Below are 23,325 nucleotides of genomic sequence, written 5' to 3'. Positions count from 1 at the left end.
TCCTTTTCTTTTTAGTTTTAATTCCATAATCTGAAAATTCTCTGGTTCTTAAAATCTAGTTTCTTCATTTCATCTATAGTCATTGATTTAGATGAAATGGTTGAAATGAAACTATTTAACTCATGTTTTATACCTACAACTTCGTCCAGTCTCTTTTGTTTTCGGTCATCACTTATATTAGTTTTTCTTTCAACAAACCTATATAAGCCTTCTAAGTAATTAATGTTCTTAATTAGATCACTAAGAATTACCTTTTGTATAATACTCATGGTTTATTACCAGTAGTAGCTTTGCAACTATAAAAGAGTATTATCCAGGTGCAAACTATTAATAAATCACAAAACATTATTAAGATCATGTCAGTAAACTCTAATATTAGTAAATATCTTAAGAAAGTAATGTTAAGCAATATTACTATCAACGTAGATAATACTGCTATGAAAAATGAAACTATTCGGCTTTTTGTTAATACCATTTCACATCTTCCTTTCGTTATTTTCTTTATTTATTTTTAAATTGCTTACTATGTTTTGATAGAGCAGAAAGATGAATCTTTGGCTCTATTACTTTAATTCCACGTTTTTTAATTTCCCATTGAAGCTCTTTGATTTTTTCATTTCTATTATGATTCCTTGTTGAATCTTTAAATGCTCTAAAAAATCTGCTTTTTAAAAACGAGTAGCTTAACTTCTTTTTATGATGATTTATCACCTCTATAATTCTTTTATTGCTTAAATGTGAATAATTATAGGGGCTACTAAGTAAATCATATTTCTTACCTCTTGTAGTTTTTCGTCTTTTCATCTTTTTAATTCCTTTCTAATTTTGCTATAAAAAAAACCTGGGGAGACAACAACCGGAAGATGTGAACTTGTGAGTTGTTATCTCCCTAGATTTAGTAGGTGTATGATTTATTCTTAAATCAAAGGAGATTAAGGAGTTTAATGCTTAAAAAGTCTTTTTCTCACATCTTCCAACTTTCGTAATAAGTAAGTTTCTAATCTCATTATAATACCAACTTACCTATAATGCAACTAAATATTTCTTTTTACGCAAGTTGTGTGTTTTTATAGGATTATAGTAGTAAAATACAAATAGGTGATTATATGAAGAATTTAAAGGCAGTTAGAAAGCAAAAAGGAATTAAGCAAATTGAAGTCGCAAAATTCCTAAATGTATCTGAAGGTACATACTCAAGATATGAATCAGGTAAGATTAACATGACACCGGATCAATTAATAAAATTGTCTGATTTTTTTAATGTTGCTACAGATTATTTATTAGGAATGATTGATGTTGCTTTAACACCTGAGCAAAACTTCGTTAAGAATAACTTGGATGATGCAGAAGTCATATTAAAAAAAGAGTTCAACCTGAAACTAGCGGGAGAAACTCTTACAGAAGCTGAAGCAAGAAAAATGCTAGATTTTTTAAGAATTTTGAGGGATGAGTAATGCAGTTTCCTACATGGGGTTCTTTCATCCTAGGATTAATTAGTTTTCTATTATCTATATGGTTGATTTATAATACTACAACACTTAAGAAGTATGTAAAAACTGTTGAACTAAAAAGAAGGCTTAAAGAAGATGAACAATATATAGTTTATAAAATAGAACTGATAACAAAAATAATTCTTGACGATGATGGATTTGATTCAACCACACAAAATCAAATCCTAGAAATAACAGAATACCTTACAATTTTGAAAGAAGTATTAACTAAAGAGCAAATCCAATTTATATATGAACTAAATCGTCTTATTCCTAATGTGGAAAGAAAGAATGAAATATGCAGGCTGCTAACTAGACTAAAAGTCACTTTAGTGAAAAATGTAAAGGAACTTGATGGAGGAGAAAAAAATGATGATTGATAATATGGTAAAAAAACTTATAGATAAAACAAAGAAGGGTAAAATAACTTGGATACATGTAGATAAAGAATCCGTAGAAATTAAAGATATTAAAGGCTTTAAACTAATTAAACTTTATGAAGTTCAACAAGCGTATTCGGTTATTGCAGGAGATACAAAATTGGTTATAACCGCTGAAAGATACATGTTGGGGAGCGCTTTCTCATATGAAAACACATATTATCTATATCTTTATTCAAAATCTGGAGTTATTTTTTCACAATATGGAGATAGCAATACAAATGATAAAACTTTACTTGAGCGCTTAATGACAATAATAAAAAAAGGCGGAGTCGATGAAAATGATCTATTAGAATCTATTGAGGGTTTTCTTGATAACTTATAAAGAATTAAATTAAATATAAAATAAAAAGACTAAGACGGATTGTCCGTTTTAGTCTTTTCTTTTAGTAATGCAAGGATAATATCTTCAATACTTACATCGATAATCTCATCTTGCTGTGGTGAATCCTCTTGTGGCATACATCTTCCTTCTTCCATAGAATTTCACATCTTCCATAACAATAAAAATACTATACTAATTTTCTTACAGTGTCAATATGACATTAATGTCACTGGAATTCTATGTTATAATGATTGAGGAAGGTGTGATTATTATGTATCGTGAGTTTAAAAAGGTTTTGATTAAAATTGCTAATGTTATCAAATATATTCTTAGAAAGTATTGGAAGGACATATTGATTTTGACAATTGTCTCTTTAATTGTCAGATACAATATTTTGAATAATGAAGCAATAGAAATTGTAGCTTATGATGGTTTTGACTTCATATTTATTCTTTTACCAACAGTACTAACAATAGTATCAATAACATTATCCTTGCAAAAAGAGACTATTTACGGTGTGGAGCAAAATAAATTTAGAAAGTTAAGTAAACATAGAAAATACAACTTCATGGATATGATTATAATTTCCATAGTTATAATGTGTGCCTATGTTACTTTTGACTATTACGGATTAACTATTTCTATTTTTCTCGCTATGGGAATAAGCGTTTTTTATACAATAGTATTTATAATGCAGGAGATTCCATTACTGTTAAGAAACGAGAGATATATAGAAAGAATAATTAAAAAGGCAGTTCACGAAACCGAATTAAGTGAATCATTAAAGAATGTTTTACACTATATGCTATTTACTAAAGGTCTTGAAAAAACATACAATGCTCTCAAAGTTAAAAACGATCCAGCTCTATTAATTTTACTTTTGACAGAGCAAAATGAATTTTTATTTCGGTACAAGAATAGTTATTCAATTGCAAGTAGTAAGTTTATGGATTCTAATAACCTTTACAATATAGTTGATGTTATTAAATGGTCTACAATAAATACCAGTAAGATATTTGATTCAACTGAGATATTAAACTATGCAAGTATAGTTGGTTCTAGTGAGCACTATTATCAAGTTACGAGAACATTATTTGCCTTGCACAATATTTTAGATGTCAATTTGAAACTAGAAGATATGTATATACATTCGATATCTCAAATACTTAGACCATTATTTTGGACAATAGACGGGAATAACAAGGATATTAAAGAGTTTAGCAATAAGGTTCTTACTTCAATGATGGTTAGTACTTTGTCAGCAAACGAATTATGGTTTGTTAAGTTTCTACGTAATCATTTCTATAATCACTCAACAATATACTCCGGTTCTAGTCAAATGTTTATATTTATTTCAATTTATCTCTACTATTTGTGTGAGATTGAAAAGTCAGTCTCTCCAAAATTCGCAACAGAAATTAAGAGTTTTATACAGAATACACCATTAATAAACTCTCATAATGAGCATGTTGATTCTTGGGAAGAGCATTTCAAACATGTCGTAGGATACGGAAATGTTAATGATGCAGGAAATCTATTAATTGATTTAATTAAGATTTTTGAATGTAGAGAAAGATTCAATTGGTATGATGTTCCATTTGGAAAAGTTAGAACTTCATCATTAAGTGATGAGTTTACAAAAGCATTGATTATTAACTGGTGGATTGGATACTTAATGGTAAGTGATGGGATACACACCGATAAAGACAATATATTGATGAGTTGTTTGAATAAACTTAACGATGAGGACAAAGTAATCTTTTCGGAGGAAATGAATAAAAATTGGACCGAGAATGAAATTCTAGTAGAGAACCCAAATATTACTTGGTTTGAATTTTATAACTTTGCATCAATGATACCCAAATATAAGAAGGATTCTGATATCTTTAGTGTACTTTTAGAGTTTAAAAATAAAGAATTAAAGGATAGAGAATTTGAAAATATCACCAAGAACGCTCTTAATCAAACTGCATTTGAGAGAATAAAAGAGGAATTGAAGGTTGGCTTCAATCGCGCTGTAGAAAGTATACCTTTTACAGACCATGAGATAAATATTGATGAGGAACCACAGAAAGCATACACTTTTCTTAGCGATTCAAAGTATAGTGAAACTATAATTAATCAATATATAGAGCAAATGCCTCACTCGTTAGGAAGATTAATTAGAGATGAGTTTGAGAAATCGGATATACAAGGTTCTATGCTTGAAAACAATACTCACACTATTGAAACATTAACAGAAATAATTCGGTTTTCACCAACTCTAAAAAGCTCACGAATTTATAGGTACACAAACGACCTAGAACTTGATAGTTTAATTGATAAAGTTAATAAGGTAAAAACTATTATAGATATATATATGCCTAGAAATCTTTTTATCAAGGAGAATGGCATAAGTGTTAATTTCAGGTTTAATAATGATCTCAGTTCCGTAAGAGAACTAAGTCCTGAGGAAATTGAGCAAATCATAGACAGAGATTACAAAATGACAAATGGGTATTATATGTATGTCGATGGAGTGGACGATGTTAGAAGTTTCCCTATTACACGAAAAGAATTAGGCGAGATTCTTAAAGAAAAATTGTTTTTCGCACAAATTGTATTTGCTTTTAAAGTTGAATTTAATAAAGAGAATATCAAGTATTATATTGAGTCATAGTAAGTTAATAATTATGAATATTAAAGGATTTGAATAGGTGATCCTTTCCATGACTCAACTTATTGGAATATTCAAATCTAGGATGATTACTTGTGGGAATGAAATCTTAAAATAATTGTCTTCATTACACTTTTATTAAAAAAAGCGATATTTCTATCGCTTTTTATTTTTATAATTTCTTTTATAAGAATTGTTTTTACGCTTTCTTTTACTCAAGAGAATAGAGACTAAACTGACTAATGCAGTCGCTATTCCTAATGAATAAAATGCGTATTGTAATTGATCTAAACTAGGCATTATCTATCAACTCTTCCAATAAGCTTACCACTTTTATAAATCTTAATTCCTGTAATTCCTGTTTTACTTCTAGAATAATAAGCTCTTTCGTTAGAATTTGCAACTCTTTTACTTCCAGGAGTCTCTTGCATACCAACTGTTATTGAGCCTTTTACCTTTCTAGGTCTAGTTTTATTAATTTTAAGTAAGGATTTAAGACGATTCTTAGCATATTTTCTTTGATCCAAAGTTAATGACATATCTTTTGAACGTTTTAGATAATACTTAGATTTATCTTGTTTTGAATATTTTTTCTTTGGTGATTCTTGCACTATCTTATGTGGTTTTATACCTTTTGGTCTATATCTACCATTAAGTAAGTCAAGTTCTTTTTGTGACAACGTTTTCTCTTTTGCGATTTTTCCACCGCTAATTCTAGCCATAATAACCTCTTTCTATTTTTGTAGTTTTAACATGTTTAAATATTTTCTAGCTAAAGAGAAGTTACCTTCATCTTCAGCTTTGTGCATTTTTCTTGATAATTCTGTAAATCTATTGTTTTTTCTAGGAGTAAGTACAGCTGCTCTATTCAAAGCATATTCTCTTTGCCTTGGACTAAGCTTTTTATCATTAATTCTCTTCGTGTAATAATTTAATTTCTCCGATTTTGTATAACTCATTCAAGTAATTCCTTCCTTAATCAAATGCTGAGTAATCATTTGTTAAATTTTGAGTATTAGTATTATCAAGACTATCCATTTTTTCTGTTATTCTTTCTATAGCTTTGAATCCCATGCTCAAATGCTCTTCTTTAGACATTGTAAGTTTCTTAAATGGTTTTACCATCGCTAATGGAACTGAAGCACTTGCGTTACGTTCGTCGAATAATCTAAAGTATGAATGAGTAGCATATTTTCCAAATGTGATCCCTGCAGGATAAACAATAAACATTGGAATTGATTTTCCTGATTCAATTAATGCAGTAGGATTTTTACCAATATTGTTAGAATCATCATGTAGGAACATGTACTGAACACAATATAGACTTTTACCTAGGAATATGTGAGTTTTCTCTAAAACTAACAAGATCCTTTTGTACAAGTTAAATCTAACTAGGTAATGCTCATACTTATTGTAAATTCTTTCAGACTTCTGAATATATCTTTTAATACCAGTAAGTCTATAAATCCAAGCTGCTCTCTTAACTTTTTTCATTTTCTTTCGAAACTTTTTCGATTCCTTCTTCATTAATCGATAGGCAAACCATTTTATGACATTCATTTCAAAATTGAATAAGAACTGATCTTTTGGTTCATAAAGTTCTATCGATCTATTAAAGAGTCTGCGTCTATTTGCAGTAACGTCTTTTTCACTTTGAGCAATAGTGAATCTAAGAGTAGTACCTTTACCACCATGACGCTGCAATACGTTTTCAACATCTTTTCCATCATCGTTCTCTTCTCTAGCTTCTTTTGAATTATTCGAGTTAGTTCGAGAATTATCTACAATCGCAGCTTCATCTTTAAAAGTGATTAGATATTTTTCATAAGCTCTATTGTTGGATCTAAAGAACTGGAAAGTAGATTCCTTCATTGGTAAAGACATCTTGCCAGTATTAATTGAATGAATACTAGTGTTAGATTGAATATTGTTATCTCTAAAGTATTTGTAATACATAAGTTCAACATATTCACCTAATAGAACAACAATACTTTCTTCTGAAAATGAAGTATCATTAAGTTTGTTATTAAAGTTAATCAAACTAATTTGCTTTGTTTTTATGTAATAATAGGCAAACATTTTATACATGAGTTCAGTATGAACATTTGAGAAATCGAATTTATCAAATATAAAATCATTGAAGTCTTCAAAATCTAAGTACTTAATCATTAGTAGATTCAGTTTATATAGACGTTCTTCCATATTACCGATGATAATACCTTCAGACATTTGTGTTAAGGCAGTACCATTTGCTGATTTACGACTTCCAATATAGCCGAAAATACCTATATTATAGTGTCTAACAACGTTTCTATCAACTTTTGAGATAGACTCACTATACAGCATGTTAAACAGTATGAATTGAATAAAATATCTATACACAATGAAGTTTATGATAAATGAGTAAAGTATGTATTCATTATATTCTTTTGTAAACATAGCAATTTGCATGTGATAACTGTCTATTAACCAATAACACAGATAACCTAAGAGACCTATAAATAATAGATCTACAAAGGTCATGTTTCTTATTCTAACCATAATTCTTCACCATCTTAGCTTGAAACAACGTTTTTAATAGTAACTTAAGTAAAATTAAATCAATAATCAGATATAGTAGAACAAATACTAATACATTATCTAAATGAATCCAGATGTATTTTTCTAACCATAAAATCCAACCTCTTTCAACTGAAATGTAACTTTTATACCAATACTCATAAATAACGAATGGCAGTACGCTTATTGTTAATAAATATAAGAATATCTTAAATTTCATTTATTTCTTCCAGGAGATTCCTTTTAAGAATAAATTAGCTAGTACACTTACACCTGCAATAAATGGATCTACAATAAGTTTAATAATAACTATTGCAATAGTGTTAGCTATACCTAACATAATTTCAGCCAATATTCCTAATAGTTTATCGCCAAAGTTCATACCAACTATGATAAGAACAATGACTCCTATTACAATGAAGACTACCTTTTTCAAAATGTCTTTGAAAGTAGTAAAACTTAAATCATTAATAGTAGGAGCAGTTGATTCCTCTGTTGGAGGTAAAACTTCTCTACAATTCTCATCAGTCTCTAAACATATTTCTTGAAATACCATATCATACTCTATTTCTGGGATAGCGTTGTATTCGTCATTAAGTGAAGATAGTAATTCTTGTTTCTCGGCTAAGGATAATCCATGATCTGTTTCTATTTGTGTTACTTCATAATCATACTGATCTTGAATGTCAATTTGCAATTGGTCTATTTCAGCGTCAGTTAATACATATTCAAACTCTAATATTTCTAGAGTATCAATGTCTCTAGTTTCACCATAGAGCTTTATTGAATAGTCATAATCTAAATCTGTTGGTCTTTCACCAACTAATGGAATGTTTCCATAATAAGTAATATTGTCGGCTTCTTGATACCATAACTCATCATCAACAGTGTTCTCATAAAACAATCTTTCTTCGTCAGCTTCTTCTACGGTACCAGGAATACAGATTCCAAAGAATGTAGTACAAGTTCTCTGAGTAGTGTAAGTTAACAAAATACTGTTTAATGACTTCAAATCTCTACTGAATTTTATATCAAATCTTGTCCAACCACCTAATAAGTGATCGTACATGATATTTATATCAGTAATATATGATACACCATGCCACTTGCCAGTAGTTTCATCGTATTCGATTCTATGATAAGTACCTTCTGTAGTTACATATTCACCTTCATAAACTCTGTCACCGACAGTAGAAGATGAAATACAAAGAGTATAGTCATTACCATCTTCGGATGTTCGTTCTCCAGGTGGAATACCACAATAAGAAGGTAGTTCAGAAGCTGCAAGTGTTGAAGCAGCTCCTAATGTTAAAGATATTGTAATCGCAACTAATAAAATCATTAGTTTCTTCATATTATCACTTCCTTTTTATACCTAGAATAATTACTCCGATAACTACTCCAACAATCCAGTAGTTACTAATGAATATACCAACTTTATCCCAACCTGAAGGATCCTCAACAACTAAGTTAATATCTGAAGAAATTACATGAAAATCAATTTCTCTAAGATACTCGTTACCATCATCACTAAGTAGATTAAAATTAAACTCATGTAAACCTAAACTATCAAAAGTATCTGTATAAGTATCTTTTGTTTTTTCTACAATGTAATTTGCATTTGATAAATCTCCAATGCTTTTTAATTCTGCAATAATTTCGGCTTCAGTAAATAAATCTTGATTACTTACATAAAAGTCATAATCATCAATAATCATTAAAGCATTAATACTGTTACTAACTGTAATTAATAATGTTTTGCTAGTTATGTTACCTGAATCATCTGTAATACGAAGAATTACTTCATAAGTACCAGGTACATTAGCATTACCTAAGTAATTATCTCCAACGACTTCGATTTCACTAGTAAGAGTTCCATCAACATTGTCATAAGCAGAATACATTTCTAAGTAAAAATCACTTGCAAGAATATAGTCAGCTCTTTTAATAATTTCCTCTGGACCAGTTAAAATTGGTGCTACTCCATCAATAACACTAAGAACAAAAGTTTGGGTAATATTATTTCCTGAAGAATCTGATACTGAGTAAATCAAATTGTATTCACCAATAACATCAGGATCAACTAAATCCAAACCAGTAATTTCAATTTCTTCGGTTAGATCACCTTCAAAAATGTCAGTAGCAGTTATATCTGGTAAGTTCAAGCTTAAATTACTACCTTCATGAATTGTTAATGATTCATGAACTACAACAAATTCAGGAGGAGAAACATCAACATTCCTAACAGTTATAGCTATGGTGGTTTCGATATCACCACTGTCTGTTACACCATAAACAACGATAAAATCTCCTAATGAGGATTCGTTGCCTGTGTAGTTATCAAAGACTACATATATTTCTAAAGTTAAATCACCATCAAATGGATCAGTAGCTGTTAATTCAGTTTGTATTTCTTCAACTGTCTTAGGACTATCTACATTATTTATGTAAACATAATCACTATCTTCAAAACCTTCAGCTGCCAAAGAACTGAAAGTTCCGAAGATAAATAAGAACATTGAGAAGAAAACTAAGAATAATTTCTTTTTCATAATCTCAACTCCTTCAAGTTATTAATCTAATCCTAATATCGTACGCATTTGCTCAACTGATAAAGAATTAGCATAATCAAGTGTATATAAATTAGCTGAAGTACTAAATTCTGGAGGTGTATTATCAATTACAGTTATCGTAATTGTATATTCAGAGTTCAACATTTGAGAGTCTTCAACCTCTAATACAACAGTATAAACACCTTTAATACTTTCATTGCCTGTATAATTATCTGATTTTATACTTATTGAACTAGTAACATCACCATCATAAATATCTGAAGCAGTGATATTGTCTAAAATAACTGACAATGCGAAAGGATTTCCAGTATTAAATGTATAATCTGTTTCACCAACAAAGCCTGGAGCAGTAGTGTCTCTAACTACAACAGTTCTAGTTAGTTGTGTAGCAACGTTTCCGTTACTATCAGTAATATTATAGTAGAGGTTATAAGTACCTAATACACCAACATTAACACTACCAGTAACAACTGAAGAACCTGAACCATCGTAAGCGTCAGTCCATGTAGCACCTGAATCGGTGAAATTATCACCAAACTCAACGTAAACATTACTTGGACCTGATAAAGTTTGAACAGGGGAAGTAGTATCTTGAACAACAACTAGTCTAGTTCTTTGTGTAGCAGAGTTACCGGAACTATCAGTAGCGTTGTAATATAAAGTATAATTTCCTAAAGTGTCGTTAGTAACTGAACCACTTACACTAACACTTAAATCAGTATCGAAGTTATCCGTTACACTATATCCAGGTTCATTAAATGTTGAAGGATATTCAACATAAACCGTACCACCAACTAAATTTATAATTGGATCTACTACATCAACTACTCTAAATATAATTGTCATTGTAGTACTATTGCCTGAACTGTCTTCAACAGTAAAATCAACTTCATGATCACCTAATACATCTTCGTTACCTGTATATAAATCACGACTTACTGTAATTGCAGAGGTTAAGTCTCCATCAGTTTCATCAGTAGCAGTTAATGTGCTTTTAAAAGTAGCTACTGAATTTGGTGAATCTACATTATTTAGATAAACAGCAGTTGCACCAGTAATTAATGGTGGTGTTTCATCACTGTTATTTATACCAATATATAAAGTAGCAGTACCTTGAGAAATCTTACCACCACTACAATACATTACATTGTTGACAGATATCTTATATCTTGTTGAATCTTCACCATCAATATCGCTACCATCAAGAGTATATGAAATAGTTTTAGATTGAGTACCACTAAAACTTAGACCAAGAGATACTGTTTCACCATTCAATTTTGCCTCATAAACTGTGTTTACATCTTTAATGATTGAATATGTAACGTCCATATTAGTATCATCACTATCGATGAATTCCGGATATTGAATTGATAGAAACGAACCACTACCACAACCATCATCAAATGGTTGATAAATACTTGATGTTTTTGCTCCATAACTAGCAGCACCTAAATCTGCATTTTCTTCTCCAAGGCCAAAACCGATAATACTAATTATCATTGATAAAGCCATTAACATTAATTTTTTCATTTTCTCACCTTCCTAGTTCTTTTTTTCTTTGGAAATAACATAGCCATTGTATTCACAATGCTATCCAAATGTCTATTTGCATGTTTGTTGTTTTTTGTTTCGATTCTAAGGTCTGAAACATGACCTAAAATACTATTTCGCATTATCTTTTTTTCTACTTGAGCATGTTTACCTTTGTAAATTGCCTTTTGCTTTTTGTTTTTGCTATTTTTCATCTTATTTTCGTAATAACTACTTTTCTCAAATAATGAATATTCCTTTTTCTCCATAATTAGCTTCCTTCCATTACTACAATTTCGTCGTTTGGAAATAAATCATTCCAGAAATCTTGTGTTTCAGTTTTTACGGTATTCCATGTTTCAACGACTTTGTTTTCAACAGAAGTAATAGTTGTTTCAGGAATAACTCCTTGATCTTTAAGACCAAAATATAAACCTACTAATAATGCAATTACGATAATTGTTTTCTTCATTTATTTGTTCTCCTCATTATGTCCGACATCGGACTTATTTTTAATAAAAAAAGACAGTCGTAGCTCGTAAGCTAACTAAACAGTCTTTTTAGTTTCCTTTTTTTGGATTTTCTTATAAACATAAGTACTACTAATGTTTAAAATCTTTTTTAATTTCTCATCTGAGAGGCTTTTATAAGGCTCTGGTAATGCTTTTATAAACCCTATTGCCTTCTCTCGATTACTACTAACATTTCCTTCCATAAATCACCTCTATTTTGGTTTCTAATGCCCTTCTAAGGCATCGGTCGGGGGTTCGAATCCCTCTCGGAATGCCATTTTAAAGCAAAAGCAAGCCATTTATGGTTTGCTTTTTTAATTATATATACATTATTTAACACCTATAGTATGTAGAACAATAACTGAATTCAATTTATTCTTATCAAGTAAATCTAAATATGATAAAATATAATCAACAAGGAAAGTTGCATGTCGCTATTTTTATGCCCAAAAGGTGGTATGTGTCCTAGATAATCATTACAGAGCAATCCTCGACAGATTCATGCTACTCAGTTCTTGTTGAAGATGAATCTAACTACTCACACATTCAATTATGTTTGGGTATGCTTATGAAATTAGATAATGATAGGAGAGATAATATGAGAGTTAGAAAGTTTTTGTTTATTATGGTTATTACTTTTATTACATTCCTGAGTAGTTGCAGGAATATAGAATATGATCAAACTAAGATTTCCTACATGACTAATGATGGTATCTTGAGTACTTTAGATGAGGATGAGTTCAATGTTTATTTTGGTGAAGGGATATACGGAGTTAGTATTTTTCTAGATAGAGAGCAGATCCAAAGTTTGTATGAATATCATAGTATTCCCGAAGATATTTTCGTGGAAATAGAACCCTTGTACAAACAACAACTTATTACAGAGCACGGTTCGTATTTTAATGGGATGTTTGTAGAACGTTACAATCTTATAGAATATAATATCATTCAATCACCAAATGACTCCAATATAGTTCTTCTAAATTTTGAGTTATCCTTTGAGGAATTAATGATTTTTTTAGTACCATTGGTTGAGGATATAGAATGTAAGGAGATATTATTAATAGATGATTTTCAGTAGAAGTATTGAGTAAAAGATAACAGCCAAAGGCAACTCATTCAGAAGAAGGATAGAGTTGTCTTTTTACTATACAAAGATAAATCTTTGTCCCTGAAAGAAAGCTATTATCTTTAAAATATTAGTTGTTTACCTTAAATAAAGTGCATACATAAACCTATCGATAAATGGACCAATGGCCTTCTAAGCCATCGGTCGGGGGTTCGAATCCCTCCCGGAATGCCAGCTAAGAACTAAATAGTTAAGCCATTTATGGTTTAGCTATTTTTTATTTACCTAGACCGATGGCCAGCCAGACCTTTGTTTACATAGATAATTTGGTATGATAAAATGTATAGGAAGGGGATGTGATAAAATGAAAATTAGAATTTATAATCATGGAAGCAACACAAAGAAATTCAGAGTGAATAATGCAGATTTTTCATTTGTAAATGCACATAAAGACAAAGCTATCATTTTGAATGGAAATGAAATTTTGGAGTTTAAGGATCAATTTTTGAAGAAAGCCAAACTTGACTTATCAAATTACAAAAATGATATTGATATTCATGCACTATCTTTTAGGGTTGTAAATCGTGGAATAGTTACTATTTTTGTTGTACCAATGGGAACACAAGTAAGTGTATACTAAAAAAAGACCTTCTAAGCCATCGGTCGGGGGTTCGAATCCCTCCCGGAATGCCATTTAAAAGCACAGGTTAGCCATTTATGGTTAGCCTTTTTGTTTACAATATAGTCATTTATAAAGGTATGGCCATCGGTCGGTGGCTGAAATTAGCGGTTTAGAGGACTTTTCTCATAACATTCTTAGAACATAAAAAAACAGCTTACTAGAGCTGTTTTTAATTACAATTACATTGTGATTGTTATGCTACTTTGAAATATTCATTTCTAATGAAGTCATTATCTAGATGTAAATACCTTTGTGTGGTCTTAATTGATGCATGACCTAATATCAATCTTAATGTTTCCAAATCTGCCCCACGTTTAAGAAAAGTAGTAGCAAATGTATGTCTCCATTCATGAGGTCTTATGGTATAAGATAGATTTAGCTTCTTTTCAATTCTAAAACACAAGGACTGAACATTATCGACACTTAGTCGCTTGTCTTTTTGGTAACTCTTGAAAATATAATCAATTGCTCTATCTCTGGTAATTAATTGTTTAATAAGCTTTTTAGTATCATTTTTGAAGTATACAAATCTTTCTCTCTTAGTCTTTGTAACTTTCGCATGTATAGTATTCGTTTCAAAGGAGAAGTCGCTTACTTTGAGATTTAATACTTCATTGATTCGTAAACCTGTATCAAATATCAGTTTAAATAGAACGTAATTTCTTAATCCTTCTTTGTACGTTGTTTGCTGTCTTAGGTATTCAAATACAGTAAACACGGTATGAGGATCAATAACTTCAATCATTATATGATTCTCCCGTAGCTTCCTAACTTTCAATCTGATATCAGTATGATACTCAATTATTAGTATTATGACAGTCCTATATTTATTTAATGTTTGAGGTTTAATATTGGGTAACGAAGCTTTTCTCCAAGACCAGAACTTGATTACATCTTTTTTCGTTATGACAGAAATATCAGTAGTTCCAAAATACTTATTAAGAATCTTTACTTTTCTAGTGTAAACATCCAAAGTACCATTTGCCTTAGTTATCTCAACATAATCCAAAAACTCTTTAGAAGCAGTAATAAAGTCCATGTAATCACATCCTTTCCTGATTTTTCTAGTAATTAATTTGGTAATCTATATTAATTTTGTTTGAGGGGGTGTAAAAGCATAGTAGGGTGGGTATTACCTACTGCCACCCCGCTTCGCTTTTCCAAGCGAAGGGTATTTCTGTATCGGTAATTTTAGGTGCAATAATTTCTAAAATAGAAACTATAACTTCATTATAATTTCTATAATAGAAAAAGTCAATGATTTTTCTTTCTTTTATGGAAATTTTATATTATAATCATATTGAGGTGATTACATGAGAATAGGAAGTACATTGAAGGATTTAAGAATGAAAAAAAAATTAAAACAAAAAGAAGTTGCTGATTCTTTAGGAATTACTGCAGTTGCCTATAATAGGTTTGAGAATGATAATAGAAAACCAAGTTATGAGTTACTAATCCTAATAGCGGACTTCTTTGAAGTAGATGTTGGCTACTTTTTTTACAGAGATGATATTGATAACGGATTCATATTGATACGTATTTTATTTAATGAGTATCTAAATACCTATATTGAAATTAACAAACTAGGTAAGAAATATTTAAATGAATCAGGGAGTAGAGGAAGTAAGTTAACATTGACTGAGCAAAGATTAGAAAATGAGTTAGAAGCTAAATACTTGCATCTGCAAAGTTTAAAATCTGAAATAAACCAGTTTACTAATTTGAAATCATTTGACTTATTTATTGATGACATGTGGATGAAAGGAAAAGTTGAACTGTAGATGAGAAATAATAGAGTTAGATTTAGAATTAGTAAAACACATTATGAAATTTTCAAATATTTCTGTAATAAATATAGATTCACATATAGTACAGGCTTTACTCACTTACTGTTACAAGAGAGAATACTAAAATTTATTGTGTATAGAAGGCATTCTAACAGTAAGGAGAAGGAACTTGAAATTTTCGTATCAGATGAAACTCAAAGAATATTCATGGGATTAGTATTTGAGGTTAAAATTGAGAAAGTACAAGTTTTTATTAATTTGCTAAAAACTATAAAGCTACTAGAAAATGAGATTTTATAGTTGCAGAATGATTGCTGGCTTATCTAAAATTGATGTTTGTAAAAATCTTGATGTAAGCATCTGCCATTATAACAAAATTGAGTCAAATAGCATTGAGCCTGAGCTTGATTTTATAAAGAGATTTAGTATACTTACTGGAATCACTGTAAACTATATTTTAGGTATTATTGATGAACCTTTACCCATAATGGGAGGGAAAGATCTAAAAAAGAGGAAACATTCTAGTTAATGCTTCTTTTTTTATTTTATCAGACTGTATCTATGATATAATATATAAGATAATGTGTTTTTTAAAGTCTGTACCAGCAACTTGAAATATCACTTGTTTAAGTATTTATCTACATAGGAGTCATTAGTGAGTTCCAAGAAAGAATGTATACCAATTAGATAACGAAAATACTAAAACAAAAGGTGTTGAAAATGAATATAGAATGGGGAAAATTATGAAATATGATGTAGTTGAAAAATATTTAGACAACCAAAAAAGTAAAATTGTAGAGGTTTATGATTTTGCTTCGAAAAAAGTTAAGTACACAAGCTCATTAAAAGGTATGAAAATTAGAAAATACAGGGGGGATGAAGAAGTAGTAAGATCTTTTATTCTCGCTAAACTTGTAAATGAACTTGGGTATAAAACTAAAGACATAGAAATAGAAAAAGAATATGATATTGGAAGACCTAAGGTTAACAAACCAAGGATAGATGTCGTAGTTAAGGACCCAAAGGGGGACCCATTTCTATTTATGGAACTTAAAAGCGCTTCTGAGTATGATATCGACAAAGATGAGATAATAGAAAAGCAATTATATAATCTTGCATCACAGGAAATTGGAATGGGAAATTCTGTGAAGTATCTTGTTTTATTAACTGCTGATACTATTGGAGATGCCATTGTAGAAAAGTGTATGATAATTGATTACCAGAAATACAGTTCTTTTTCAAGTTGGGTAAAATCAAGAGAATATGTTGATACTCTTCCTGAAAGATATGGTAAACCTCAAAAGATACCATTTATTAAGAGTGGTAAGAAAGATTTAGATACATCTTTTTCTCATCAGCAATTAGATAATTTGAGAAAGAATTTACATAATGTACTATGGGGTGGCGGAGGAACAGATGATAATGATATTTTTTCATCACTAGTTAATATTATCCTTGCAAAAATTCAGGATGAGAGTGAGAAGAAAAGTGGTGAAAAGTATGACTTTCAAATCTTCTCATACAAAAATGGGGAAAGTTTTGACTCTAATGAAGTACTGTTTGAAAGAATAAATGGTTTATATAGAAGAGCTCTTAAACAGAGAATGAATATAGTTGATGATGCGAAGGTGAATAAATCCTATGTTATCGATGAGAATAAGTTTTCCTTAAATAAACTAAAGTATACTATTTCAGAGTTAGAGCGTTTTAGTTTTGTTGATGGAAAAAATAGTTTAAGTGGAAAAGATATCCTTGGTGATTTCTTCGAAGGAATAATCAGAGATGGATTTAAACAAAGCAAAGGACAATTCTTCACGCACATAAATATTGTTAAGTTTTTGTTATGGGGACTACAACTAGATAAGCTAGCTATTAATAAAATTAATAATGAACTTGAATTACCATTCCTAATAGATCCAAGTGCAGGTAGTGGAACATTTTTAATTGAGTATATGAGATTTATTACAGAAAATGTTAAAAGAAGATTTAAAGACAAAATAGAAGATACCAGAGATGTTGAGGACATGTATGCAAACTGGTTTTTACCAGATCATAGAGAAAATAAATGGGCTTCAAAATATATTTATGGTGTAGAAATCAACTTTAATCTTGGAACTGCAACAAAAGTTAATATGATTTTACATGGAGATGGATCTACTAATATTTTTGTTAAAGATGGATTATCACCATTTAATCTTTATAACAAGGAAACTGCACCTAATTTCTTGAAACAATATGACAATGATCCGCTATATAATAATAAAAAAGTAAATAACCAATTTGATTGTATAATATCAAATCCCCCATTCAGTGTTAATCTTGATAATGACACTAAAAAAAATGTAAAGAAGGAATTTATTTTTGGATCTAAAAAGAATTCTGAGAATCTATTTATTGAAAGATGGTATCAATTACTTAAACCTAAAGGAAGATTTGGAGTCGTTTTACCTGATAGTGTTTTTGATACTACAGAAAATAAGTATATTAGACTTTTTATCTACAAATACTTTAATGTTAAAGCAGTAGTTTCTTTACCTCAACTTGCATTTCAGCCTTACACCAGTACTAAAACTAGTTTATTGTTTGCACAAAAAAAAGAAAAACAAGAGATTTGCGAATGGAATAAATTATGGTCTCATTATACTGGGGAGTATTCGAAACTAAAAACTAGAGTGGAGAACCTCATAAAAGTATATGTTGATGGCAAAAGCAGAAGCAAATATCCATCAATCAAGAATCTTTCCAAGCAAGAGGATATCAATATTCTTACAAGATTAATTGTGGATTTTGATTTGGAGAAATTTGAGACACCAGAAGATTACATTGCTAAATATAGGGATGAAATTGATAAAACTTTGAAGATCGATAATGATACAAAGGATCTATTTGGTAGAGTAAATACTTGGTGGGTATTTAGTCAAGTGGCGAAAGATTTAGATCAAAATATTCTTATGATAGAACTTGAGAACCTAGGGTATAAAAGAACCACAAGAGGAGAGAAAATTATGCCCAACGACTTGTACAGAACTAATGAGAATGGGGATATAATTGTAGATGATGGGAAACTAGAGACTGCACTTGATCACCTGAGAGGTATTGTATGGCAGTAATTACTTTTGATTCAAAACTAAAGGATATGGCAATTAGTATACATTGTAGACTTGATGAGAAATATCAGTATATTTCAAAGATAAAAAAATGGGAAGTATTTACTTCCAAGTTCAACCAGCTTCCTCTTGGGTATTTCATAACGGAAATGAATTCAAAGAAGTTAAAAAAGGGTATGTTGCAGAAAAAGTACAAAGTTCTTAACATTTCAGATCAGAAGCAAAATGATGGAATTATTAGAAATATTCAAATTACTGATGAGATAGGTTCAGATAAATCAATTTTAACAGGATCTGATATCCTAATATCAAAATTAGGAATGACTAGAGGATATATCTTCAAAAACACTATCAAGGATATGGATCTGCTGGGTTCAACTGAAATAATACCTTATGTAAATAATGGTAAAATGAGTACTATGCTATTAAAATATATTCTATTACATCCCAATATGGTTAATTCTTATTCATATATGCAGACAGGTAAAACACCATCACATCTTCGAGTAAACCCTATAGAATTACTACGAGTATTAATTCCTGTTATTCCAAATGAAATACAAGATAAACTTGAGAAGGAAATAACCATAATTGAAAAAAATATTTCAAAGCTAGAAAAAATGATTGTAGAACCTAAAGTGATCATTAATAAGGTTTTTGCAGATAAATTTGCTGTTGATAAGAAGTTATACAATAATGAAAAAAATAGGAAACACTTCAATGTTCCTTTATGCAGAGTAGCGAAGAATGATCATCTTAGAATGAGCACTCACTTTCATCATGTTAGCTTGAATAAGATCGATAAAGTAGTTTCTGATAAAAATAAATGGATTAAATTATCAAAAGTTTTCAAATTATCAGGAGGAAAAAGAATACCAAAGGGATTTAGTTATTCAAACTCCAACACTGATTATAGGTATTTGAGACCGGCCGAAGTGGACTTCGGAGGTATTCAGAAACAAGAATTAAAATATATATCTAAAGAATTATATGATGGACTTAAGAGGTATAGTATTCATACTGGTGATTTTTGTGTATCAATTGTTGGAACACTAGGCAAAGTTGCATATATTGATACAAAAATTTTGGGATTAAAGAAGGATAATTTGATATTGAGTGAGAATTTCATTAAGTTAAAACCTAAATTGGATTTAAATACTGATTTTATGATATATTATCTGAATAGTTTTCTTTTTGAAGCACAAGTTAATAGAGAATACACAATTACATCAGTTAAGAAACTAGGAATTGATAAATGGGATTATATTATGATTCCTAATCTAGATGAAGAAGAGCAATCTGAAATCGTAACTAACATTCGAAAGAAATTAAGAAAACAGAAGCTTATAATTGAAAGAGTAAATCAGGAAAGAATGAAGATCAACGATCTAATTAACGATAATATTTGATAACTAAATGATTAAGAAAAAAAATGGGTCTAATTTCAAGAATAAATATTTACATTTATCACTATGTATTCTGAGAAGTTTTTTATTAAACATATTAGACGCATTTTTGCTTGTAGACATTGTTAGAAAAGGGGTATGAGTATGAATAAGTCAAAAATAATAGAGGATTACAACAAATGTTTTGATAAGCTTGGAAATTCTTTTAGACATCAAGTAGATGAAGTAATTATCGATTTGAAGACATTATTGGATAAGGGTGTATGCAAAAGAAACATAAAAGGATATACTATATCTCAGTTTAATCTTCTTGAATATAAAGATATATCTGCAAAAAATGGAGTATATCTTATATTTACAGACTATCTTATAGTGGATATTCCTTCAACACAAAAATATTCATTTAAATATTTCGAAAAAGACTACTTTTTGGTTTATAGAGGCGAGGGTAGTAATTGTAGAAATAGGATCTCTAGTCACTTTCATTTTCTTAAAAAATATGATGAAAAGGTATTTAAATCAACAATGCAAGTTATAGTAAATGAGGATTCTAATTTTAATCCGAACATAAAGAAATTTAGAATTGATCTTGAAAACAATAAAATTGTTGAGGTTGTATTGAAAGATATATTCCGTTCTTATGGAATACCCAAGAATCTTAATTGTTCAAACTGGATAGTTCTTTTCTTACCTTTGGATAGCTCCAAAACGGGGTTAAGAAAACAGTTTGAGTTATCAATAAGTGATAATTTATGCTCCCCTCCCTATGGTAATGATGAATGAATATACCTCAGTTGAAAAAAAAGAACTTCTAAGCCATAGGTAGTAGAAGTATTAGATTAAATGCTAATTAGAAGTCATTTACTGACTTCTTTTTTATGCTAAAATTAAATGAAGTGTAGTTAGAAATAAAGGGGATGAAAAAGATTAATATATTAGAGGAAGTTAAAAGATTGAACGAATGCTACTTGGAGTATTTAAAAGAGATAAAAAATATTGTAGATTATGAGATAAAATTTGATAAAACTAATGCCAATAACTATATGAGGCAGTTTATAAATGAGAACACTACCAATGATGTACACTTACTTGATGAAGCATTAAAGCAAAATAAAGAAGTGGAATTTTTGCATATTTATGCAAAAACGAACATTAAAATGATGCTAAAGGACTTTATTGAAAATCTTGAAACTTCGTTTTATGCTTTAGATAAAAGACGATTGTCATCTGGATTCACATTATCTAGGAAACCAATTCAGGACACATTGTTTTATTTTGAGCAACTTTTGATTGATCACATAAGTTTCACTAGAGATTTATTGCAAGGTAAAGTTATAAGTATTGAAGAAAAACATAAGCTGCTGATTAATAAGAGAAATGATGTTTTGAGCAATATCAAGAAAATGAATACAACTTCATTTATGAATAATGAGAAGATAGAGCAAATCTATAAAATTAGATTTGATAATAACTACTTAGGTGGATTAAATTTCTTTTGGCAAAAAGGGAATCACCTTTTCACAACAAGAGGCGATGCTTATAAGACTGTTAGGGCAGATATGAATTTTGTTTTTTCTATGAAAGAAGATGAGGATGTATATTTAGAAGCATATTATCACAATTTGTATTACATGTTGGAATATTCTATGTTCATTCTTCTAGAACTGACAACAAAGACATTTAGTATAGTAAGAAAAAATACAAGCGAGTTTATTGAGAAAGTGCGAAAAATTACAAAGGAACATAATGAATATCTTCTGAAATTTGACAAAGCAAATAAGATTGGCATTGTATAGCGATTTCTCTTAATCTGTTTCTTTGTTAATTTGCGTCCAATATCATCTAATTTGCGCAAAAGACCTTCTAAACCATCGGTCGGAGGTTCGAATCCCTCCCAAAATGCCAGTTAAATACTAAATAGTTATGCCATTTAAGGTGTAGCTATTTTTTATTTTCCAAGAGCAACGGTATACGCTACAGTAAATTATGTTATAATATTTAGGAAGGAGATGAATGTTATGAGAAAAAATGTTTTATATTTTATTATTGGATTATTACTTTCTAGGTTAGGATTATGGATGCTTATGTCTGGTACGGATAGTGATTATTCCTTTGTTAAGATCGCAACATATAGTATTATATTTATTTGTATACCATTGGTATGTTGGATTTCAACTCTTATATTGATTATAAAAGATAGAATTAAGTTTACACCTCTATTTATTTGTAGTACCACATATATGGTTATTATTTTGTCTTTCTTCATTGTTTTCAATATGTGGGTTAATACGAGAATGTATCACTAAGTAAGGTTTTATGTAGAAACATAATTAGAAGAGAGATATCTTTATAAACCATAAATCCAGGATCAAAATAATCCTGGTAATAGCATGTATAAGTATAATAACCAAGCAATTTATGGATTGGTTATTTTTATTAGCTATCTTTGGTAATATTTATTATGATATAATATGAGGAAGGAGATAATTGAATGAAACATATATATACTTTTACGGTTATTGGGATATTACTATTTTTGCTATCAGGGTGTGATTTTCATAGAAGATCCCAAATTATTGAATCTGAAGGTGTTAATTACGGGGATGTATATGAGGAGTATTACTCAGATATCGAATTTGTACCTAAAGAAGGAAATATTTGTGATGATTTAGAAGATTCACAAAAAGTTTATTATGAAGTAGACAATCTTGCACCTGTAGACCTTGATGAAATGATTTCTGATAGAAGAACCAACTTTATTTATGGAGAAGTCTACAAAATTGAAGATTATAATTGTGTTAATTACAATGCATATTTTAAAGTGTTTGAGACAGGTTTTAGCGAAGATGAAGTCCCACTGATTAGAGTAATTGTTATGCATTCATATGAACTAGAAGAAGGTAAAACATATATCTTGAATCTTACATACTCTAAAGAATCTCAAAGTTATGCTTTATCAAAGGGTTATTCTTCAATATTTTATGAGGATGAATCAGGGAATGTAGTGAGATCTGGACCTGATGATTATGGAACACATAATCTTGAAGAGTTTTTAGATGAAATATTTATTAGGTAAATACCATTCGATATGGATTGTGAAATACTCACTTCTTGATTAGTAAGGAACTCTTTACTATGTGTTTGAAAAAGAGTACATATAGTAAAAAGACCTTCTAAGCCATCGGTCGG

At 29.7% G+C, this 23,325-nt stretch carries 25 protein-coding genes and 1 tRNA gene; 13 read left to right on the top strand and 13 right to left on the bottom strand.

All coding sequences use genetic code 11. From position 1 onward, the window contains the following. Positions 1 to 17: 17 nt before the first annotated feature. Positions 18 to 269 carry a hypothetical protein gene (locus KQ51_RS06970; protein WP_038470650.1) on the bottom strand — a complete coding sequence of 84 codons (252 nt, stop codon included), beginning with the start codon at positions 267 to 269 and terminating at the stop codon, positions 18 to 20. 232 nt (positions 270 to 501) lie between these two features. Next, positions 502 to 804 carry a hypothetical protein gene (locus tag KQ51_RS06960; RefSeq protein ID WP_038470646.1) on the bottom strand — a complete coding sequence of 101 codons (303 nt, stop codon included), beginning with the start codon at positions 802 to 804 and terminating at the stop codon, positions 502 to 504. Positions 805 to 1,106: 302 nt separating this feature from the next. Between KQ51_RS06960 and KQ51_RS06955 the strand changes: the two genes are divergently transcribed. The 4 genes from KQ51_RS06955 (at position 1,107) to KQ51_RS06940 (ending at position 4,914) form a co-directional block, all read left to right on the top strand. Then, a complete protein-coding gene (locus tag KQ51_RS06955; RefSeq protein WP_038470644.1) occupies positions 1,107 to 1,454 on the top strand; it encodes a helix-turn-helix domain-containing protein in 348 nt (115 codons plus the stop codon). Continuing rightward, complete coding sequence (locus KQ51_RS06950) at positions 1,454 to 1,870, top strand: hypothetical protein (protein WP_038470642.1); 417 nt, start codon at positions 1,454 to 1,456, stop codon at positions 1,868 to 1,870. The genes KQ51_RS06955 and KQ51_RS06950 overlap by 1 nt, the downstream gene beginning before the upstream one ends. Continuing rightward, positions 1,860 to 2,255, top strand: a complete 396-nt coding sequence (locus KQ51_RS06945) for a hypothetical protein (RefSeq protein WP_038470641.1) — start codon at positions 1,860 to 1,862, stop codon at positions 2,253 to 2,255. The genes KQ51_RS06950 and KQ51_RS06945 overlap by 11 nt, the downstream gene beginning before the upstream one ends. 214 nt (positions 2,256 to 2,469) lie before the next feature. Then, positions 2,470 to 4,914: a hypothetical protein gene (locus KQ51_RS06940; protein WP_144242090.1), complete on the top strand. Its 2,445-nt coding sequence runs from the start codon at positions 2,470 to 2,472 to the stop codon at positions 4,912 to 4,914. A 296-nt stretch (positions 4,915 to 5,210) separates the two neighbouring features. On the opposite strand, the gene KQ51_RS06935 is transcribed toward KQ51_RS06940, so the two are convergent. From KQ51_RS06935 to KQ51_RS09755, 10 genes are all read right to left on the bottom strand, one after another. After that, complete coding sequence (locus KQ51_RS06935) at positions 5,211 to 5,633, bottom strand: hypothetical protein (protein WP_038470635.1); 423 nt, start codon at positions 5,631 to 5,633, stop codon at positions 5,211 to 5,213. A gap of 12 nt (positions 5,634 to 5,645) precedes the next feature. Further along, positions 5,646 to 5,870, bottom strand: coding sequence for a hypothetical protein (locus KQ51_RS06930; RefSeq protein WP_038470632.1), 225 nt, complete (start codon positions 5,868 to 5,870; stop codon positions 5,646 to 5,648). 16 nt (positions 5,871 to 5,886) lie between these two features. After that, positions 5,887 to 7,452 carry a hypothetical protein gene (locus KQ51_RS06925; protein ID WP_038470629.1) on the bottom strand — a complete coding sequence of 522 codons (1,566 nt, stop codon included), beginning with the start codon at positions 7,450 to 7,452 and terminating at the stop codon, positions 5,887 to 5,889. Beyond that, the gene (locus KQ51_RS06920) at positions 7,445 to 7,690 is read right to left on the bottom strand and encodes a hypothetical protein (protein ID WP_038470626.1); all 246 of its coding nucleotides are present in this window, start codon (positions 7,688 to 7,690) and stop codon (positions 7,445 to 7,447) included. The genes KQ51_RS06925 and KQ51_RS06920 overlap by 8 nt, the downstream gene beginning before the upstream one ends. After that, positions 7,691 to 8,824, bottom strand: coding sequence for a hypothetical protein (locus KQ51_RS06915; protein WP_038470623.1), 1,134 nt, complete (start codon positions 8,822 to 8,824; stop codon positions 7,691 to 7,693). It abuts the gene before it with no gap. A 4-nt stretch (positions 8,825 to 8,828) separates the two neighbouring features. After that, the gene (locus tag KQ51_RS06910; protein WP_038470620.1) at positions 8,829 to 10,022 is read right to left on the bottom strand and encodes an immunoglobulin-like domain-containing protein; all 1,194 of its coding nucleotides are present in this window, start codon (positions 10,020 to 10,022) and stop codon (positions 8,829 to 8,831) included. Positions 10,023 to 10,043: 21 nt separating this feature from the next. Next, complete coding sequence (locus KQ51_RS09500; RefSeq protein WP_052609329.1) at positions 10,044 to 11,573, bottom strand: immunoglobulin-like domain-containing protein; 1,530 nt, start codon at positions 11,571 to 11,573, stop codon at positions 10,044 to 10,046. Then, entirely contained in the window at positions 11,570 to 11,842 is a 273-nt protein-coding gene (locus KQ51_RS06900; RefSeq protein WP_038470617.1) for a hypothetical protein, read from the bottom strand. The genes KQ51_RS09500 and KQ51_RS06900 overlap by 4 nt, the downstream gene beginning before the upstream one ends. A gap of 2 nt (positions 11,843 to 11,844) precedes the next feature. Next, positions 11,845 to 12,045, bottom strand: a complete 201-nt coding sequence (locus tag KQ51_RS06895; RefSeq protein ID WP_038470614.1) for a hypothetical protein — start codon at positions 12,043 to 12,045, stop codon at positions 11,845 to 11,847. A 75-nt stretch (positions 12,046 to 12,120) separates the two neighbouring features. Continuing rightward, positions 12,121 to 12,288: a hypothetical protein gene (locus KQ51_RS09755; RefSeq protein ID WP_158497954.1), complete on the bottom strand. Its 168-nt coding sequence runs from the start codon at positions 12,286 to 12,288 to the stop codon at positions 12,121 to 12,123. Between KQ51_RS09755 and KQ51_RS09715 the strand changes: the two genes are divergently transcribed. The 3 genes from KQ51_RS09715 (at position 12,287) to KQ51_RS06880 (ending at position 13,794) form a co-directional block, all read left to right on the top strand. After that, positions 12,287 to 12,362, top strand: a tRNA-Arg gene (locus tag KQ51_RS09715). The genes KQ51_RS09755 and KQ51_RS09715 overlap by 2 nt on opposite strands. Before the next feature lie 321 nt (positions 12,363 to 12,683). Further along, the gene (locus tag KQ51_RS06890) at positions 12,684 to 13,166 is read left to right on the top strand and encodes a hypothetical protein (protein WP_038470611.1); all 483 of its coding nucleotides are present in this window, start codon (positions 12,684 to 12,686) and stop codon (positions 13,164 to 13,166) included. A gap of 352 nt (positions 13,167 to 13,518) precedes the next feature. Beyond that, a complete protein-coding gene (locus tag KQ51_RS06880; RefSeq protein WP_038470608.1) occupies positions 13,519 to 13,794 on the top strand; it encodes a hypothetical protein in 276 nt (91 codons plus the stop codon). A gap of 235 nt (positions 13,795 to 14,029) precedes the next feature. On the opposite strand, the gene KQ51_RS09495 is transcribed toward KQ51_RS06880, so the two are convergent. Then, entirely contained in the window at positions 14,030 to 14,875 is an 846-nt protein-coding gene (locus tag KQ51_RS09495; RefSeq protein ID WP_052609327.1) for a tyrosine-type recombinase/integrase, read from the bottom strand. Positions 14,876 to 15,149: 274 nt separating this feature from the next. On the opposite strand from KQ51_RS09495, the gene KQ51_RS09490 reads away from it, so the two are divergent. The 6 genes from KQ51_RS09490 (at position 15,150) to KQ51_RS06830 (ending at position 23,212) form a co-directional block, all read left to right on the top strand. Beyond that, entirely contained in the window at positions 15,150 to 15,617 is a 468-nt protein-coding gene (locus tag KQ51_RS09490; protein WP_052609325.1) for a helix-turn-helix domain-containing protein, read from the top strand. Between the two features lie 749 nt (positions 15,618 to 16,366). Next, a complete protein-coding gene (locus KQ51_RS06855; RefSeq protein ID WP_038471913.1) occupies positions 16,367 to 18,733 on the top strand; it encodes a restriction endonuclease subunit M in 2,367 nt (788 codons plus the stop codon). Next, on the top strand, positions 18,724 to 20,139 hold the full coding sequence (locus KQ51_RS06850; protein ID WP_038470599.1) for a hypothetical protein: 1,416 nt from the start codon (positions 18,724 to 18,726) through the stop codon (positions 20,137 to 20,139). Before KQ51_RS06855 ends, KQ51_RS06850 begins: the two co-directional genes overlap by 10 nt. Positions 20,140 to 20,280: 141 nt before the next feature. Next, positions 20,281 to 20,919, top strand: a complete 639-nt coding sequence (locus KQ51_RS06845) for a hypothetical protein (protein WP_038470596.1) — start codon at positions 20,281 to 20,283, stop codon at positions 20,917 to 20,919. A 134-nt stretch (positions 20,920 to 21,053) separates the two neighbouring features. Then, positions 21,054 to 21,932, top strand: a complete 879-nt coding sequence (locus tag KQ51_RS06840; protein ID WP_038470594.1) for a hypothetical protein — start codon at positions 21,054 to 21,056, stop codon at positions 21,930 to 21,932. A 695-nt stretch (positions 21,933 to 22,627) separates the two neighbouring features. Beyond that, a complete protein-coding gene (locus tag KQ51_RS06830) occupies positions 22,628 to 23,212 on the top strand; it encodes a hypothetical protein (RefSeq protein ID WP_038470588.1) in 585 nt (194 codons plus the stop codon). The last annotated feature ends 113 nt before the right edge of the window (positions 23,213 to 23,325 follow it).

Source organism: Candidatus Izimaplasma bacterium HR1 (genome assembly GCA_000755705.1).
In the GTDB taxonomy this organism is placed as follows: Bacteria; Bacillota_I; Bacilli_A; order Izemoplasmatales; family Izemoplasmataceae; genus Xianfuyuplasma.
The sequence above is the reverse complement of the archived record's forward strand: the minus strand, read 5'-3'. Positions and strand labels throughout refer to the sequence as shown.

Coding starts and splice junctions, on each gene's coding strand:
- KQ51_RS06970 (WP_038470650.1), bottom strand. CDS start 269: ATGAGTATTATACAAAAGGTAATTCTTAGTGATCTAATTAAGAACATT.
- KQ51_RS06960 (WP_038470646.1), bottom strand. CDS start 804: ATGAAAAGACGAAAAACTACAAGAGGTAAGAAATATGATTTACTTAGT.
- KQ51_RS06955 (WP_038470644.1), top strand. CDS start 1,107: ATGAAGAATTTAAAGGCAGTTAGAAAGCAAAAAGGAATTAAGCAAATT.
- KQ51_RS06950 (WP_038470642.1), top strand. CDS start 1,454: ATGCAGTTTCCTACATGGGGTTCTTTCATCCTAGGATTAATTAGTTTT.
- KQ51_RS06945 (WP_038470641.1), top strand. CDS start 1,860: ATGATGATTGATAATATGGTAAAAAAACTTATAGATAAAACAAAGAAG.
- KQ51_RS06940 (WP_144242090.1), top strand. CDS start 2,470: ATGACATTAATGTCACTGGAATTCTATGTTATAATGATTGAGGAAGGT.
- KQ51_RS06935 (WP_038470635.1), bottom strand. CDS start 5,633: ATGGCTAGAATTAGCGGTGGAAAAATCGCAAAAGAGAAAACGTTGTCA.
- KQ51_RS06930 (WP_038470632.1), bottom strand. CDS start 5,870: ATGAGTTATACAAAATCGGAGAAATTAAATTATTACACGAAGAGAATT.
- KQ51_RS06925 (WP_038470629.1), bottom strand. CDS start 7,452: ATGGTTAGAATAAGAAACATGACCTTTGTAGATCTATTATTTATAGGT.
- KQ51_RS06920 (WP_038470626.1), bottom strand. CDS start 7,690: ATGAAATTTAAGATATTCTTATATTTATTAACAATAAGCGTACTGCCA.
- KQ51_RS06915 (WP_038470623.1), bottom strand. CDS start 8,824: ATGAAGAAACTAATGATTTTATTAGTTGCGATTACAATATCTTTAACA.
- KQ51_RS06910 (WP_038470620.1), bottom strand. CDS start 10,022: ATGAAAAAGAAATTATTCTTAGTTTTCTTCTCAATGTTCTTATTTATC.
- KQ51_RS09500 (WP_052609329.1), bottom strand. CDS start 11,573: ATGAAAAAATTAATGTTAATGGCTTTATCAATGATAATTAGTATTATC.
- KQ51_RS06900 (WP_038470617.1), bottom strand. CDS start 11,842: ATGGAGAAAAAGGAATATTCATTATTTGAGAAAAGTAGTTATTACGAA.
- KQ51_RS06895 (WP_038470614.1), bottom strand. CDS start 12,045: ATGAAGAAAACAATTATCGTAATTGCATTATTAGTAGGTTTATATTTT.
- KQ51_RS09755 (WP_158497954.1), bottom strand. CDS start 12,288: ATGGAAGGAAATGTTAGTAGTAATCGAGAGAAGGCAATAGGGTTTATA.
- KQ51_RS06890 (WP_038470611.1), top strand. CDS start 12,684: ATGAGAGTTAGAAAGTTTTTGTTTATTATGGTTATTACTTTTATTACA.
- KQ51_RS06880 (WP_038470608.1), top strand. CDS start 13,519: ATGAAAATTAGAATTTATAATCATGGAAGCAACACAAAGAAATTCAGA.
- KQ51_RS09495 (WP_052609327.1), bottom strand. CDS start 14,875: ATGGACTTTATTACTGCTTCTAAAGAGTTTTTGGATTATGTTGAGATA.
- KQ51_RS09490 (WP_052609325.1), top strand. CDS start 15,150: ATGAGAATAGGAAGTACATTGAAGGATTTAAGAATGAAAAAAAAATTA.
- KQ51_RS06855 (WP_038471913.1), top strand. CDS start 16,367: ATGAAATATGATGTAGTTGAAAAATATTTAGACAACCAAAAAAGTAAA.
- KQ51_RS06850 (WP_038470599.1), top strand. CDS start 18,724: ATGGCAGTAATTACTTTTGATTCAAAACTAAAGGATATGGCAATTAGT.
- KQ51_RS06845 (WP_038470596.1), top strand. CDS start 20,281: ATGAATAAGTCAAAAATAATAGAGGATTACAACAAATGTTTTGATAAG.
- KQ51_RS06840 (WP_038470594.1), top strand. CDS start 21,054: ATGAAAAAGATTAATATATTAGAGGAAGTTAAAAGATTGAACGAATGC.
- KQ51_RS06830 (WP_038470588.1), top strand. CDS start 22,628: ATGAAACATATATATACTTTTACGGTTATTGGGATATTACTATTTTTG.